The sequence below is a fragment of the Bradyrhizobium sp. PSBB068 genome (assembly GCA_016839165.1).
Lineage (GTDB): Bacteria > Pseudomonadota > Alphaproteobacteria > Rhizobiales > Xanthobacteraceae > Bradyrhizobium.
The window spans coordinates 2,773,101-2,788,725 of record CP069300.1 but is presented as its reverse complement, the minus strand read 5'-3'; the positions used below and the strand labels follow the sequence as shown (position 1 = coordinate 2,788,725).

11 protein-coding genes and 1 tRNA gene are annotated in these 15,625 nt (G+C 57.2%); 5 read left to right on the top strand and 7 right to left on the bottom strand.

Going from position 1 to position 15,625, the window contains the following annotated elements:
- Nucleotides 1-5: 5 nt before the first annotated feature.
- Together JQ507_12775 and JQ507_12770 are read right to left on the bottom strand one after the other, a co-directional pair.
- Nucleotides 6-1,385, bottom strand: a complete 1,380-nt coding sequence (locus JQ507_12775; protein QRI72279.1) for a hypothetical protein — start codon at nucleotides 1,383-1,385, stop codon at nucleotides 6-8.
- A 52-nt stretch (nucleotides 1,386-1,437) separates the two neighbouring features.
- Nucleotides 1,438-2,817, bottom strand: a complete 1,380-nt coding sequence (locus JQ507_12770) for a putative DNA binding domain-containing protein (protein QRI72278.1) — start codon at nucleotides 2,815-2,817, stop codon at nucleotides 1,438-1,440.
- Nucleotides 2,818-3,060: 243 nt separating this feature from the next.
- On the opposite strand from JQ507_12770, the gene JQ507_12765 reads away from it, so the two are divergent.
- A complete protein-coding gene (locus JQ507_12765) occupies nucleotides 3,061-3,765 on the top strand; it encodes a recombinase family protein (protein ID QRI72277.1) in 705 nt (234 codons plus the stop codon).
- Between the two features lie 4 nt (nucleotides 3,766-3,769).
- Nucleotides 3,770-4,027 carry a hypothetical protein gene (locus tag JQ507_12760; protein QRI72276.1) on the top strand — a complete coding sequence of 86 codons (258 nt, stop codon included), beginning with the start codon at nucleotides 3,770-3,772 and terminating at the stop codon, nucleotides 4,025-4,027.
- 327 nt (nucleotides 4,028-4,354) lie between these two features.
- Here JQ507_12760 and JQ507_12755 read toward each other — a convergent pair whose 3' ends face one another.
- Together JQ507_12755 and JQ507_12750 are read right to left on the bottom strand one after the other, a co-directional pair.
- A complete protein-coding gene (locus JQ507_12755; protein ID QRI72275.1) occupies nucleotides 4,355-4,855 on the bottom strand; it encodes a hypothetical protein in 501 nt (166 codons plus the stop codon).
- A gap of 32 nt (nucleotides 4,856-4,887) precedes the next feature.
- A complete protein-coding gene (locus JQ507_12750) occupies nucleotides 4,888-5,487 on the bottom strand; it encodes a transposase (GenBank protein QRI72274.1) in 600 nt (199 codons plus the stop codon).
- Nucleotides 5,488-7,016: 1,529 nt separating this feature from the next.
- Here JQ507_12750 and JQ507_12745 point away from each other — a divergent pair.
- Nucleotides 7,017-9,407: a hypothetical protein gene (locus JQ507_12745; protein ID QRI72273.1), complete on the top strand. Its 2,391-nt coding sequence runs from the start codon at nucleotides 7,017-7,019 to the stop codon at nucleotides 9,405-9,407.
- A gap of 122 nt (nucleotides 9,408-9,529) precedes the next feature.
- Nucleotides 9,530-10,414, top strand: coding sequence for a tail fiber protein (locus JQ507_12740; protein ID QRI72272.1), 885 nt, complete (start codon nucleotides 9,530-9,532; stop codon nucleotides 10,412-10,414).
- Nucleotides 10,415-10,621: 207 nt separating this feature from the next.
- On the opposite strand, the gene JQ507_12735 is transcribed toward JQ507_12740, so the two are convergent.
- A complete protein-coding gene (locus JQ507_12735) occupies nucleotides 10,622-12,187 on the bottom strand; it encodes a hypothetical protein (GenBank protein ID QRI72271.1) in 1,566 nt (521 codons plus the stop codon).
- A gap of 697 nt (nucleotides 12,188-12,884) precedes the next feature.
- Between JQ507_12735 and JQ507_12730 the strand changes: the two genes are divergently transcribed.
- Nucleotides 12,885-14,771 carry a hypothetical protein gene (locus tag JQ507_12730; protein QRI73317.1) on the top strand — a complete coding sequence of 629 codons (1,887 nt, stop codon included), beginning with the start codon at nucleotides 12,885-12,887 and terminating at the stop codon, nucleotides 14,769-14,771.
- Nucleotides 14,772-15,134: 363 nt separating this feature from the next.
- Here JQ507_12730 and JQ507_12725 read toward each other — a convergent pair whose 3' ends face one another.
- Both JQ507_12725 and JQ507_12720 read right to left on the bottom strand, forming a co-directional pair.
- The gene (locus JQ507_12725) at nucleotides 15,135-15,410 is read right to left on the bottom strand and encodes a hypothetical protein (GenBank protein QRI72270.1); all 276 of its coding nucleotides are present in this window, start codon (nucleotides 15,408-15,410) and stop codon (nucleotides 15,135-15,137) included.
- Nucleotides 15,411-15,456: 46 nt separating this feature from the next.
- Nucleotides 15,457-15,530, bottom strand: a tRNA-Gln gene (locus JQ507_12720).
- Nucleotides 15,531-15,625 lie beyond the last annotated feature (95 nt).

Genomic DNA, 15,625 nt, shown 5'->3' with positions numbered 1-15,625 from the left:
GGCTCCTAACCGTCCTTAACCGCGTTTTCAGGTGCTACTTTCGCTAAGAACTCGTCCCAACTAGATGCGCGCGCGAGGACCCCTCGTGTCTCGAAAAGCTCCTTAAGTATGATCGGTTTCAAAGCGGGATTTTCCCGCGACTGCAAGACAAGCCCCAGCAATTGCGCTCCTGTTAGCGCGCAAATATCCGCCCGCTCTATCACTCGGACAACCGGCTCCGTGAAGCTTGGCGAGTCTCGTTCCGACAACGGAAGCTTACGATAGGTGCCCATAATCAGAAGGCCCTTGCAGTCACTTCCGTCTCGTTGGATCGGTAACTTAGCCAGTTGCGTTACGTACCGAGCCAAGTCAGGGTCGTTGTCGTCACCGTCGTCCGCCAGAGCGCTATCCACTTCGGCCATCCACTGGGCAACCTCTCGGACATCCTTCTCCTTCGTTGTGCCCTCGATACCCTTAGCCTCGACAGCCGCATATCGCGCTCCGTCCGATGCGAGGAGGTCTGCACGAGGGTGTGGGCCTTCAACAACGGACAATCCAAGTTCTTCTAGGGCGTCGGCAACGGCCTCAGCAAACCCAGTGCCGGTATCAAAAATCAGCTTCTTCAGGTCACGCGAACTCTGGATGAGGCCTTGCTGAACGTTCAACTGGCTCTGTAACTCTTCGAGACGGCTTGTTAAAGCTGCAACTTTGGCGAATAGCTCCTTATCGCCTGTTGATTGATATCGATCAATCCAGTGAGGAACTTCTGTCGGTGAGGGTGCGAGCATTCCAGGAAGCTGCGAAACATCGTCTATGAAGGCAGCGGTCTGAGCGCCCACGACTACTTTGGGCAAATAAACGATAAGTCCGCCTCCATAGCGACGATAGCCACGAACAATTTGCGGCTCTCCTCGCCCTCCAAGCGCCACTCGCAGAAGAGGCGCCAAGCCCTCTCCGCCAATTACCACATCGTACTTGAGGAGTGGTAAGTGGGGCTTGAACAGGTTCGAAGCGGACGCTGGACCACAATACTCGATGCGAGTACCGCCAGCGCTTTTGAATTCAATCTCATCAAGCGGAGGATGCCCTTCTAACGGCACAGGAACGACACGGCCTGACTGCGGGTCTTGAAAATTGTATTTGAGGGGAGCGTGTCCGATCAGTATGAGCGTGTGACCTTGCCTTATCCAATCAGCAAGGGAAGACAACCTATCTGAAAGAAGCATTGCAGTGTCCAAAGAGGCCACGGCGCGCCCGTGCTGCTGTGGATGAACTTCGCCGAACGCTGTCGAGGGCTGCCAAACGATCAGGCTTGCCTCATGGAAATTCTGGTTGCTTAAGAAATGAAGCGCGCTTTCGCCCGTACCAAAATCACTGCCGAACAATAAACGCTTGTCATTTGACACTTCGCGAGCCTCCCTGCTGCCATCGTCATCATCCGCCGTATTGATGCGCGCGCTAGCTGGGAGGCTGCACCTTCCTCCACGCTGTGGCTCGGCCTCGCTTTCCAGGAACTTGCTCCAGCACCCCCTTCTTTCTCAATAGGACGAAGATATCTTTCATCTGGACGTCTCGCCTCAAGCCCGTGATGCCGCGCCCGATTTCGTTGGTAATGGTCGGATTGGTCTCAAGATATTCCATGACCATCGAAGCAGGCGACGATAGGCGCTCATGGCGAATGAAGACTGTCACTGAGTTCGCGCCTTCAGCAATCTCTGGTTCCTTCAATCTTATGCGCCGCATAGCCGCGAAAGCAGTGTTTAGACCCTCCCCCACGTCCTTATTAGGAGGATCTGGGAATTTGTTGATCAGGCGCACCAGCTTCGGGTTGCGTGCGAATTGCTCTGTAAGGACATTGGCTGCTGTAATGTGTCCAGGAAAGCGGCCGGGGCTCTCAACCTCAATTCGATCATCATAGATGCGTATTTGAACATCGGTTTGGTGGCTGTAGTCCCGGTGGAGCACAGCGTTAGTTATGATCTCGTGCAGAGTCTCGTCTGGATAGCTGACTTCTTCCAACCCAGCTTCGCCCACGCGTTTGATGCCTTGAACGATCTCCTTCGTTGTAGAAACGGCCTTCGATATTAGATCGTAGATCGGACCTTCTATGCTGAGAGGATCAAATGCGAGCGTTTCTCGGTCTACTCCCTCCTCCCTGGTGGCATAGCGAAACACTTTGATGGCGCTTCGTTTCGGTAATGCGGCCTGCGGCTCGTCCGCAAACAACAGCACTCCAGCGACGGTGGGCTTATCATTCGTAAGAACGAACTGCGACTTCAGCCAAGCATCCGGCTCCGCACTCGGAACCTGTAACAGGACAAACTCAAGCGTCGTAACTGAATTGGTAATCGTGTCGCTAGGTACGTTAACGGTATCGTCCTCAAACGTCGAAAGCCCTTTGTCGAGATGGAGACGTTTCAGCGCATCCTCTCCTGTGACGGGCAAGTTTTGCGCGCCTCTCCTGACGTAGGCCGTGCCGTCGGTTGCGCTAATGACCTCGCGCGTCTTGCGGACAGCCAGATGAAGAACGAGTCCCTCCTTACCTGTCGCGCTCAAGAACTGCGCTGAATAGAGATTGCCCATTGGCGAAAGTGCCTCAAGCACTTGCACTAAGCCGTTTGCCGCTTCTATGTCCCCGAATCCGGCCCAGGTTCTCGTACCGTCGTCATGCTCCATAATGCCCACGAACAGTTCCCCGCCTGCGGTGTTGGCGAAAGCGGAAACGGCGCGCGAGAGCTTCGCAGGCGCAATTTCTTTTGCCTTCAAATCGCGGAAGTGGTTCTCATCGTAGGAAAGGATGATCTCCGCTTCGTCATTCGTAATTTGGCGCTTCTCCATTCAGAACCCCGACCGATTTCTACTTGCCCGCTGATTCGCTTGCGGTCCCCATTATAGTGATTCGACGTGCAAGGCGGGGTATTGCACACCCATTGCGAGTGCTCTCCCCAATTCCCACAGCCCGAACGGTTGAAGGCCAGCCATGCAAATCGGAATCCCTGGGATTCAAAAAGTCCTATGAGCGTTGTACACATTTTCATGTAACGTCGGTTACAGCAAAATGTGTTTCAGGGTGTTTGGACCATGGCCAGTGGAAAATTTATCTCCTACCTCCGGGTCAGCACCGATAGGCAGGGTCGTTCAGGACTTGGCATTGAAGCTCAGCGCGCCGCAGTCGATGCCTACCTCAATGGGGGACGTTGGACGCTGGTGGCGGAGTACGTGGAAACCGAGAGCGGCAAGAAGTCGGACCGGCCCAAGCTGGCGGCCGCCCTCTCCCACGCCAAGGCTATCGGGGCCAAGATCGTCTTCGCGAAGCTGGATCGCCTGACGCGCAACGTGGACCTCCTGCGGTCGCTTGTGAACTCTGGCGTCGATTTGGTTTTCTGCGACCTGCCCAGCGTCCCCCCTGGGCCGATGGGCCGCTTTCTGCTGACCCAGATGGCAGCGGTAGCGGAGTTGGAAGGCGGGATGATTAGCGAGCGAACCAAGAATGCTCTCGCCGCCGTAAAGGCCAGAGGGGTGAAGCTGGGCAACCCCAACGGCGCGCGCGCTCTCCGGGGCAAGCAGACCGGCAACGCTGAAGCAGTGGCGAGGATCAAAGAGAAGGCCGCACAGCGCGCAATGGACCTTCAGGGCATCGTTGAGGGCATCAAGCGCTCTGGCGTCACGAGCGTCCGTGGCATCACTGAGGAGCTAAACAACCAGGGCATCAATGCGCCTCGTGGGGGCTCTTGGCACGTTACGGCCGTGGCACGGCTGCTCAATCGCATTCCAGGGGCGGTGTGATTAGATGGTCCTCTATCATTGGATCACAGCGCACGGCGCTCAATGTCTCAGCTGGCTTAGTGCTGCCTTCGCATTGCTTGCTGCCATTCTTTGGGCTGCGTCAGCGCTCGTCAATCTCCCGGTCGTCAGATCGACTTACGAAGGCATCGACGGGCTTGAGCCTTTCCAAACCGCAATGAAGAAGGCTGCGCGCCTCAACATGTTCGCTGCGGCATTTGCGGCAGTGTCGGCTTTATGCCAAGCGCTCTCGCTTGCGGCATAGCTTGGCCCATTGTCGGGAAGCAACAGCCCGATTTCCGATAGCGTTAGCGAGAGCATGAAGACTTCATGCGTTCCGAAGCAGCGCTTGGCTCTCTCGCTGCCCTTCGCTTCCCTTGGCTGTCTCTTCGAGGCCTCTAGGGTCCCTGGCGACAGTCCGTACTGGCCCATTTCTTGCCAAATGCGACTTCAAAAATGGGACCTAAAGTCGCCGTTGTTGTTCGACCAAAGCGGCGCGTGAAAGCTCTGGGTCCCCCGGGGCCGTCGCGGAATGGCAAAGGGCCCCTCCTTCCGTCTGACAGTGAGAATGGGTCCCTCCGAACTGATACCGCTACCGGGGCGGGTAAGGTATCGGCTCCGCGAGCAACGCTGGAAGAAGCGCCTCAGCGGCGAGTGCAAACTGCTTCCAGTCTAGCCTACCTCCGATGTGGGTTCCCGCCGATGCACTGGCATCCGCTTTGAACTCCGGCGTCTCCTTCCACCAACGATGCTTGTCGCGGCCGACGCCCCTAAAGTAGTCCACGACGTGCTCCCTCATGTTCCTTAGATCGCGGATATCGGAAGCAGAGAATTGGTCAAGCATTGAGAAATCCACATTTGGGCACAGACCCAGGCCCCGAACCCATTCACGATGTTCGAGAACCTTGTAGGCGGCGATGGCAAAGTAGTGATGCTCTGTTCGCACTTGTGCCGCTAACAACCTGAAGTCTTCGCGTCTGTAGGGGCTCATAGTCGCGGTAGCGTCGGCAATGCGCTTGCCTTGCGCAATCGAGCTAGACACCCACTGAACAAGCCCCTCGAAGGCCATGTACCGCTGTTCATCATCGGTCATGATAGGCACGGGCGTTTGCCGTCTAGAAGCACTCATCTACTTTCTCTCTTGCTCAGCACCCATCGCAAGAAGCGCTCCGTGCGCTCTACATGAGCTTTGCTGGGTGGCGGTGAGAACTTCAAGGCTGACAGCGCCCCAACGGCTACAGGCACTCGCGGAGCCTTGTACGTGCCCGCATTGATCTTCGCACGCCTTCGCGCCCAAGCGCTCTTGGTGTTCCTGTTCTTAGGCAGCAGCGGTTCAATCCGCTGTCTAACGGTGGCACCGAAGAATGGAAGGGGACCTCTATAGCTCTCAACAGCCCCCAAGAGCTTCTGCACCATGTGCCACGCTGTCTTGTACGTCACACCTAACGCCTGCTCGATCTCTCGCGCTGTCACGACATGGGGCAATCTGTTGAGCATGTGTGCCGCCGAAACCCAGGCAGCAAGGGGAAGCTTAGAACCCTCTAGCGGTGTGCCCACGGTGACGGTGAATTGCCGTCTGCATTCTGAGCACAGGTAGAGGCCGGGACGATGGGATGCCCCGCCTATCAAGGTAATGGCGGTGCCCGATGCGGTGCAGTGCGGACACACGGGACCACTGGACCACCTAATTCCCTCCAGAGCAGCCCGGCAATCTTCCTCGCGCATAAGACCTCTAAGTGTTTCGTCTCGTATATACGAATGCGCCCAAAAGATCAACTTTCGGCAATGTTGTCAGGCGGTTCACCGTTTCAGAGTGTACCTATAGAGGGAGGGGGGCCTTCCCTGCCTGTGGGCCAAATCGTGGCACTTCGATGATTAAGGCCGTTATCCGCGCAAATTCAATTAGCACAGCGCGTTAGCGATTTAGTCGGACGCCTATACAGGGAGGCGCGCCGTCTACGGTGGAAATGGAAAGGGCGAAGCCTAGTGATAAGCCTCGCCCTCTACCTGATCTAATCGCCTAGCGCTCGTGGCGCGCTGTTCACAGCGGCGCGTCACACCCGAAAAGTAGGCGACGATAAGCACGAGGGCAAGGGGAGCTTACGCAGCCCCCTTCCGCGCACCGAAAGTGCTCCGCCATCCTTCAGCCCCCCACCACCATCAGAAATGAAGACCCCAACGCATACGACGATATCGCCCGAACGCGCTCTGGAGCTTCTTCCGCTCCTCAAAGCCTGCAAAGACGACGCAAAGCGCCGCCTGCTCCGAACAGTGATACGGGAAGGCAGAGCGCTCCACGAGTTCATTGAGGGCTTCGTGCCCCCTTACAACGTCACCGACCTCATCATGGTCGATGTTGCCAAGACCATGCGACGGCAACACTGAGGCAGAGCCATCGACACCTGCAAAGCCTTCAGGGCATTCTATGGGGCCTGTGAAAGCCCGGTAGAGCTTCAGAAGCTCACCAGCGTCATTGATGCAGGCTGGCGAGAAACCGACCTAGCTCTTTTCGCTCGCAAGCACTTCAAGAAGCCCTTCTACGCGATGAAGCCACGAGACCTCATCGCCATCATTAACTCGGCGCTCTACCACGACTTCTTCGCCCGTCGCTTCCTGAAGCAGCGAGCCCAAAGAGCCCCAGCGCAGATACCACCACTAATCTGAAATCGAGAGAGATGACTGCACTTATTGCGGCAGGCAGGCGTAAGGAGTTTGCATTCCTGCGTTCTGTGTGCCGCTCGCTCCAAGAGCGTTTTACGCTTGGCGAAGCTATCCGACAGGGATGGACCGCCAGCGCGATAGAAGCCGATGCACGCCGATACACAGGCAGAGGCGGCGACCTCAAGTACCGCATAGCCATTCAAGATGCCTCGCAACGGCGCTACTACAGTCCAGAGGAGCGAGCGGCTGATGAAGCGCGATGGAAGGCCAATGAGGGCGCACGGGCTGCACGAGCAGCCATAAAGCTCACTCGCTCCACAAAGCCGAACGTGCCTGCTGACTACAAGCCGATCCTCGCTGCGTGCCGAGACATGCTCGATATCGACCGCCTAACGGCAGTGCTCGAAGCTGGATGGAGCGCTGATGATATCCGCTACCTTGCTCGGCAATTCTGCTGGGTAGCAACTAACCATCGAGTGAAGATGAAGGAGACCCCAGCGGCCTTTCGCTTCACCCTCGAAATGGTCCAAGGCAGACCAGCCGGGACGTACTCCCCTTACCTTCCCAGGCCCAACCAATAAGAACACGAACGAATGCCAACCTACGCAATACAAATACCCGATGGCCGCCATATGGTCGTTGAAGCGCCCGATGAGCAATCAGCGCTAACCGGCGTGCAAGACTGGCACGCACAGAACATCGCCAAGACGACTGGCGATACAAAGCCTGACACGTCGATGCTGGGTGCTCTCTCGCAGGGCACTTCAGACGTTGTGTCGGGCGTGGGTAAGACCATCAAGGACTACCTGAGCCCGAGCACTGGCAAGGCTGTCCTCGACAGCACCGCCGCGAAGTCCAATCCGAAGTATAAGTCCGCTTCCGAAGCGTTCATGTATCCGGCTGACGGCGCTGACAACCACACGCTGGGCCTCGACTGGTCGCAGGCTCCCCGCGCCATGGTCGAACAGGCTCCCGGCCTCGCTCTCGACGTTGCGGGCCAGTTGCTCACGAAGCGCTTTGGACCCGTGGGGCAGTACCTCGCCAACGCAGTGACCTTCGGAGCCCGAACGGCTGGCAACGAAGCCGAGAAGCGTGCCCAGGCGCGCACAGGCGACGCGAACGCAGAGCCCACGGCCGAAGACAAGCTCACGGGCTTGCAGTCTACGCTCGTACAGGGTGCCCTCAACAAGATGGGCTCCAACGCCATCGTCAACCCAGCGAAGGTCGCCGGGACTGGCATCAAGGGCGCTGCTCAGGCCGCTGGCAACGTCGTCAAGGCTGCGGCGACCGAAGGCGGCACCAACGCCGCTCAGGACCTCGTGTCCCAAGGCTTCGCCAAGCGAGGCACTGACCAGCCGATGGATGCCCAGGAGACCAAGGGCGCTCTTGCGCTTGGTGCTCTGGGCGGTGGCCTATTCTCCGCGCCTCGTGCGGCGAAGGAGACCGTAACCTCCGCACGGATGCGTGGGCAGGCTTCGGACGAACATACGACGATGGCCGCCAACCGCATCATTGAGAATGCTGGTGGCTCAGACCTCGCAGACCCGAAGGTGTCATTCGACGCCACGTCTCGTGCTGTGTCGGACGTGAACCGCGAGTTGAGCGATGCTGCCAAGCGTGTGTCCAACGCCTCTACAGAGGCGGCGAACGCCATTGACGCAGCCAAGCGCGGTGAAGCGCTCAGCAAGAAGAACCTCGCAGCGGTAGACGCGGAAGGCAACGAACAACTCTCGTCCCTCGTCAGGCAGGCCACGGCGCTCAGCAAGCTCACTGACATGGGCAACTTCGACCAGAACAGCGGGACGTTCGTTGGTGGCACGCATCAAGCCGCTAAGCGGCTCGTTTGGCCGTTCGCCAAGGAGGCAGGAAAGCTTAGTGCCCTCGCTGGCGGTGGTGCGGTGGCGAGCGGTGGCGTGGGCTTGGATGCCGTTGTTGCACACGTCCCTGGAGCGCTTGGGGGCCTTGCTAGTGCTGTCGTGGCTTACAAAGGTCTCAAGACACTGGACAAGGCGCTTGGCCTCGCATCGCCTGCCAAGACGTTTGCGGAGAAGTTCGGTGACACCAGCGGCAATGTCCGTGTCCCGACCGCACTCAATCAGAGCCCGACCGGTCCGAAGGTCGAGCAGGCCAGCAGTCCGACGCCTACACAGCCTTGGGGGCCAACCCCGGAAGCCCCTCAGCCCTTCATGCCCGACGTGCTGGAGCCGGGTATTGGAAGGATCGTTGAGAAGCTACAGCGGCAGAAGCAACAGCAGACGACCAAGCACGCTATGCCCTTGCTCCGTCAACTGGCACAGGACGCCAAGCCTGCTCCTGCATCTTCCGGCATCGACGCCAGCGCTCTTAACGAGCAGGTAAAGTCCGCACTGCTGATGGCCTCTGCTCGTAGGAAGATCGTTGGACAGCAGCAAGCGGAAGCTGAAGCTGATGCTTCGCCAATGGTCCATGGTGTTGGCGGTCTGGACGCGGTGCGTAACCCTGCGATGGGCAAGAGGGCCAGCGAGCTTATCAGCGCCGCCAACGCTCTGAAGAAGCTCCGTGAGGTCCCTGAAGCCGACACGAGCGAGGCTCCGACCGGTCCAGCCATGGAGAGCCGGTCCAACAGTGCGGAGCCGTTCGCGCTGCCTGAGAGCCCCTACTGGCATCTGGACGCTGCCGAAGCGGCGGACAGCATCCTGGAGGACGCCAAGGCTGGACAGAAATCTATCCGCAACGAGCAAGCGTATCACGCTGGCACCGTTCGAAGGCTCAAGGCTGAGGAGGATATCTACCGCCGCATCTCAGACAGCATGGAGAGCGTCAGGGAGCGCGGTGCCTTCCACAAGTACCTCAGCGCACTTTGGGGCTCTGACACCCCCGAAGTCGTCATGAAGGTCCGCGATCAGATGATGACGGAGTTCCCACAGTACGGGGTGACCATCCTGAAGCATCTCCCTGACGACGTCATTAAGGGGCTGTGGAGCACCAAGCCCGCGAGAAAGTAAGGCGGGGCGTACACCCCGCTCCTCTCGTTTCCTGCTCAATCCAACATCAAGCACCAATCAGCGCACCAACGCTCTCGGAAGCAGCGCTGCAATCAAGAACCTAAGAAATCCAACCCGGAAATATGGCCCTAGAGACATTCAACTTCGTAGATAGCCTCTCCCCGACCAACCCAGCTCCAACCGACAGCGTCACCAACGGTGCCGACCACATGAGGGGCATCAAGCTCACCCTGAAGCAGACCTTCCCAGGCGCGACAGGCCCCCTTACGACGGCCAAGGGCGGCCATCTATCCATTGATGATGGTACCGCTACGGCTCCAGCCTTCACCTTCACCAGCGAGCCCTCGTTGGGCTTCTACCGTTCCGCCGCAGGCACCATCGCGTGCTCAGGGACTTTCCTTGGCGGGAAGTTCATCGGTGAGATTTTCGACTACGCTGGTGCCAATCCGCCTCCTGGCTGCTTGGCTTGCGACGGCCAAGCGCTGTCTCGTACCACCTACGCCGATCTCTTCAGCATCATAGGCACGACTTGGGGCGCTGGCGATGGAAGCACCACGTTTAATCTTCCAGGCCTAATGGCTCGCTTCCGCCGTCATCGTGACAACAGCACGCTTTCTGGAGCCGTTGGTAACAAGCAGAACCCCACGAACCTCACGCACACGCACGGTGTCTCTGGCACGACCGGCTCCGAGAGCAATGACCACTCGCACTATGTCTCGGGCTACACAGGGTCCATGAACCAGAACGCCACGCACACGCACAATTCGAACGCGGCGGCGAACGGTGGCGGCTCCGGGACTGGTGGCGGCGCCTTCGCCCTCAACGCTCCGGGCGCAGCTACGATCAGTGCGGTTAACACGGACCATCAGCATTACTTCGCTGCACAGAGCGGCGGCATCAGTGCGAACCACGTTCACGCCTTCTCGGTGACTTCGCAAGCGTCCGGCGATGCCAACGAAGCACGCCCCTATTCCGCAACGGTCCTAACCTGCATCAGAGTGCAATAAGCATCCCGAAACGCTTCGAGCTTCTTCAAGCTTCGTTAGACGCGAAGAGCCAAGATCATCGCAACTATTCCCTAGGAGGTCGTTCGGGCGGTCTGGCGACCCTCAGGGCTGCTGCCTTTTGGTGGAAGCAGCCTTAAGGCACTCATCCGCATGGCAACGCGACAGGCGGCTTGGCTCATCTCGGGTCCGGCCGCCTCCGTACCTTCTTCAGCCAGTATTTCGCGTACCGGACGTGCAAAACATGACACCTTTAGAATCCACGAGCGCTAGGTACACAGTTGGAGGAAATGGACCTCCCTTCAATCGTCCAATAATTGCATCGTAATAGCTATCGCAGGAGTCAACCTTTTCGGAAGGGATGTTCAAATATATACGAAGATCGGACTTGTCTTCAGGACTTTGAACTACTCGAACGATGGTCTTTGCTTGTTCGATTCCACCCCACAGCGCGGGTGGCAATTCCGGAAAGTGCTTAGCATCTAACTCGCCCCTTGAAGCGCCGCTCTTTGGAATCAGAAGGCTGATCTGCACCGTCTCGCCACCGATGACAACATCTGAAAGAACCCTCGCGTGGTAGCGCAACGTGAATTTACCAGATTTGTCGGAGGACAATCGAATTAGAAAATGATCCGTGGCGCCTGGCTTTATCTCCTGCGACACGGGCACAGATGCGACATATCCGCTTTTTCCTGAAGGCAAGAACAAGTCATAAGTCGCACTTGGTGGGGCTGGAGCGCCCGGTCCGGGATTGAACCGTGAAACAAGACTCCTGAAATGAAGCGTAATTCGCGCTTTGTTGCCAGCTGCTGTGTAGGTGAGCGTGCCTCTAAGGCAAATCAGAGGCTCTTCTTGTAGATCCTTCGGGACAAACCTTTCCACGTCGACATTCACTCTGTCATCAACATCTTGCAGGGCGATCGGAATGTTTGCCGTCATTGCGGGACTAGCACCATTGCAAGCATCTTGCACAAGGCCAAATCGCCAATTGAAAACGATATCGCGCGGGTCAACCTCGGGTTTCTTCCAGTCGACTATTTCAAGGGCAGGATCTAGCATCTTTCCCCAGCCCTCATTGACGATTTGCAGATGACCAATGTTGTAGAAGTTCTCGTGGATGACGGGAATGGGTGTAAGGTCAACCTCAGCAGCAACGACCTCAAAGAGGATTTCTGAAACCAGCAGAGTTGATTGCGAATTATTCGCTATCTTTATAGAGAGGCTGGGATACTCCCACTTAAATGGCTCGTACCAATATTGGATTCCGACCACCTCTTGATTTGCAGCAACTTTGTCGAGATACGGCATTGATGGTCGAATGTCTTTGGTTCCGTCGGCAAGTCGCGTAGCAACATATCGTAGACGATATTCTTCACGCCGGTCGATTTCTCGCGTCGCAGGCTCTGCGAACAAATCAATAGTCGAAGATGTTTTTGCCCTCAGGTTTTCGGGCGCCAGCACATAGGCAACTATGCCGATCATTGTGAGGCAAAAACAAAGCGCAAGAAACGCTAAGAAATAGTAGGTGTGGATTCGACTCTTAAGCCATTGTTCCGGTGTAAATCCGCTTGGAGGGTCGATGTTACCCATCTCAGCACGTAGCGCTGATAGTCGTTGATCCGACGGGATCTTTTCGAGGGCATCGAGCAGGTTCTTATTTCGCTGAACCCTCCAAGCGATCAATAGCCAAGCCAAGACGACCGTAACGTATCCAATGAATGCAAACGGACTAGTTGCAGCCGTAGGTAACGCTTTGAGAAGTCCTTCAATTTCCACAATCGCACCCAATAAGGAAATATATGATCTTCCTAAAATAGCATTTGGTAGTATGCACAACTTGGAACGAACCGGAAAGCAGAAAGAAGAATCCGAGTGCTCCTCAGGAGGCCGCATTGAGTCACCAGCAGGCATCCCTAATTGTGGGTCTCGTGCCGGTTTTGCCCTCCAAAGCGGGCAGATCACCCAAAATCAGCACCGCCCTGGGCCGTCAGCGCAAGTTACCGTGACATTCACGTTCTGAGGCTGGTTGGCGTCGATGCTCTGCGACGACCTCCCCATACCCTCAAGGGCCTCAGAAACCCTAAGGATGATGACTGAGGGTGCCGTACGGAATGCTGCTCAGGCTTGTAGCGGGACTCACTGGTGAGCTTTCAGGGCTGGAGGCTGGGTAGTAGCCTGAAGGGCTCAAAACGACTCCATGGAATCCTCAGAGGCTCCTGAAGCCATGTCGTCTCAGATCAAATAAACACACCCCTGAAACCTCTAAAGAGGATGGTGAAGAGCTTGAGGGATGCATTAGCCCCTTGAAGCCTCACCAGATCGCAATACCGCCGACCAAGGCCACCAACGGCACTCACGAGCCCTCGTGCCTTCAGTCGTCAACCCAAAACCTCAAGGTCAGTAACTCATGACTACCGTTATCGGTATGCACGAGCAGTATGCTCTCGTGCCACCGCTGGAGTTCGTGTCCGCCATGAACGATCACTGGACACAGACGCTCAACATGCCGTCCTCGGCGGCCTTACGCTCTCTTTGGGAGAGCATGGGCAGCGTCTTTGAATGGTCAATTGTAGATAACATCAGTGAACGTGATGCGCGCTGGAAGGTCCTTCAGCCCCCTACCGGGTCCGGTAAGACCCAGGGGGCGTGTCTGTACTCGGCAATGCAGGCGAAGCGCAATCGAGACGAGCAAGGCAAACTCAAGCCTGTTGGTGTGCTCCTCGTGACCCGTCTGATTAAGCAGGCCAATGACCTTGCTGCACAGGTCAACATGATGGCTGGTGCGGAGCTCGCGGTTGCTCACCATTCCAGTAGCGGAACGGATGCCAACGATATCGGCCACTTTGACGTGCTTGTGGTGACGCACCAAGCGTTCATCAACGCCGCTGAGAGCCTTGGCGGTGCCTCATGGTCACGCCTCGTTAACTGGCAGGGAGGCCAGCGCCTTCTCACTATCGTGGATGAGGCGTTAGCCAATGTGGTCGAGGAGACCAAGGTCACGCTGGAGAACCTTCAGTTCGTACTTGGTTGCGTGCCCTTTGACGTAGCAAAGGCCTACCCCGATCAAGTCAGGGTCATTGAAGCGCTCAAGGATGCGCTAGTGTGTCAGGCCCAAGCCGAAGCGGCCAACGACGGCACTGCGAAGCTCATGTGGAAAGATGGCGGGGCCAGTGAAGCATTGGGCGCTCCCCTAGCCGCCATGAAGCCCTTGAGAGAGGCCATGCGCAAGGTGAAGTACGATCGACGGATCAGGGAGGGCAACACGAAGCGAAACATCACCAAGCTGGTGGATGACACACTCATAAGCGCCCAGGCTCTAACGGATCGATGGGCTTACTATGCTCGCGTTGGCAAGGATCACTCGCTCAACTCCTCCACACTGACGGTCTCCTATGCTGTGCCCGGTGCCGTGGTGTTGGATGCGACGGCAAGCCAGAACTTCCTGTGGGAGCTTTTCCAAGGCAGAGCGCGAATCGAACCCGTCTGTGCGGGTACTCGCAACTACCGGAACGTGACGCTGCACGTCGCGAGGGCTAAGGGCGTCGGCAAGACGAAAATGGAGAAGACGTTTGCAACCCGCTATGCACGCCTACTGGAGACCCTTGAAGCTCAGTTAGGCGCTGACAGGTCCGTGTTTGTATGCGTCCACAAGGACTACGAGCACGCTGCGGAGAGGTTCAAGCACCCCTTCAAGCGTATCGGCTTCGGCCATTGGGGAGCAGTAGACGGACGCAATGATTGGAAGGACTACGACACGGCGGTGCTGTTCGGCCTGCCATATCGCGACCTGATATGGCCTACCAACGTGTTCTTTGCTCTTCAGGGGGTGCAGGACGATGCTTGGTTGAAGTCTCCAACGTGGAACGGATACACGAACGTCCGCCGACTGATGCAGCAGCGTCAAATGTCGGTGGAGATTATCCAGGCCATCAATCGCATCCGATGCCGCAAGGTAGTTGACCAGCATGGAGGGTGTGATCCGGCTGACGTGTTCATTGTGCTTCCAGCCGACAACATGGGTGACGCCATCCTGACCGATATTCTGGCAGACATGCCGGGTATCGACGTGGTGCCGTGGTCATTCGAGATGGATGGGCCGAAGGTGCAGCGGCCTCGTGAGGGTAGCTCCCACCAAACCTTGCTGACGCTCATGCGCAATGCTGACCCCGGTGACAGCATTCCTCTGAGCACCATACAGCGCGAGTTGGCGTTGAAGCCTGCTGGGTTCTCAAAGCTCCGTGCGGTGCTCCGTGACGGCACTCATGCCACCAGCAGGGCTCTCATGGAGCTTCGTGTGGAATATGTCTCAGGCAAAGGACGAGGGGCTAAGAGCTTCCTTGTGAAGCACCAAGCTGCCTAACGGAAGACTTGAGCCGGTGAAGCTCCTCTTAGCGAGGGCTTTGCCGGTTCTTTTCGGTCTAACCACGTCATGCATTGATGGTGTGCCACTTCACATAATAATGCACACTTCGCTGTGCATCGTAGTGTCGTGGTGACCATTATCGCCTTGCCTGGAGCGCGCTTCTCGAATGCCGCCCAAGTAAGGGCTTTTCCGGCTCTTTTCGGTCAAACAACGGCATCATAGGCGACTAGCCCCACGCCCAATTACATTCAGAGGTGCACTTAATCCTATCGGGCAAGAGGGAAGGCGGCACGGAAAACCCCGAGGACCCCATGCCGTCCGTAGCCTTTCAGCGGCTATTTGATGGTCGACTGTTGGCAGTCAGCGCTTGGCCCGTGGGCTCTTGGCGCTCTTGCGCTTCTTCGGAGCCTGTTGCTCCTGCGCATAGGCTTGGTGGACCTCAAAGAACGGCACCCCAAAGCGCTCGGCCAACTTCTCCACTGACCCACCGACTTGATTGGCCATGGTGTCGAGTTCCTGGCTGAGCTTGGAGGCTGTCTGCATCAAGCCGAGCAACGCCGCGAGGTCGGCTAGTTGCTGCTTGGAGGGGATTGAAACCGGGGTGGTTGAGCTAGGTGGGTAGAGATTCTTGGCCATTCGGTAAGCTCCTGATTTCACGATGGAAATGGGCTTTCCAATAAACTGGCTGGGGAACCTGGATTCGAACCAAGACAAACAGAGTCAGAGTCTGTTGTGCTACCGTTACACCATTCCCCAAGAATTGTCCGTGGTATCAACAGCTTAGCTGGATGACTGGACATCTCGGTGCAGCGGGTTCGCCTGCCAAATCAGCGCCCGCGCGAGAGCGACCT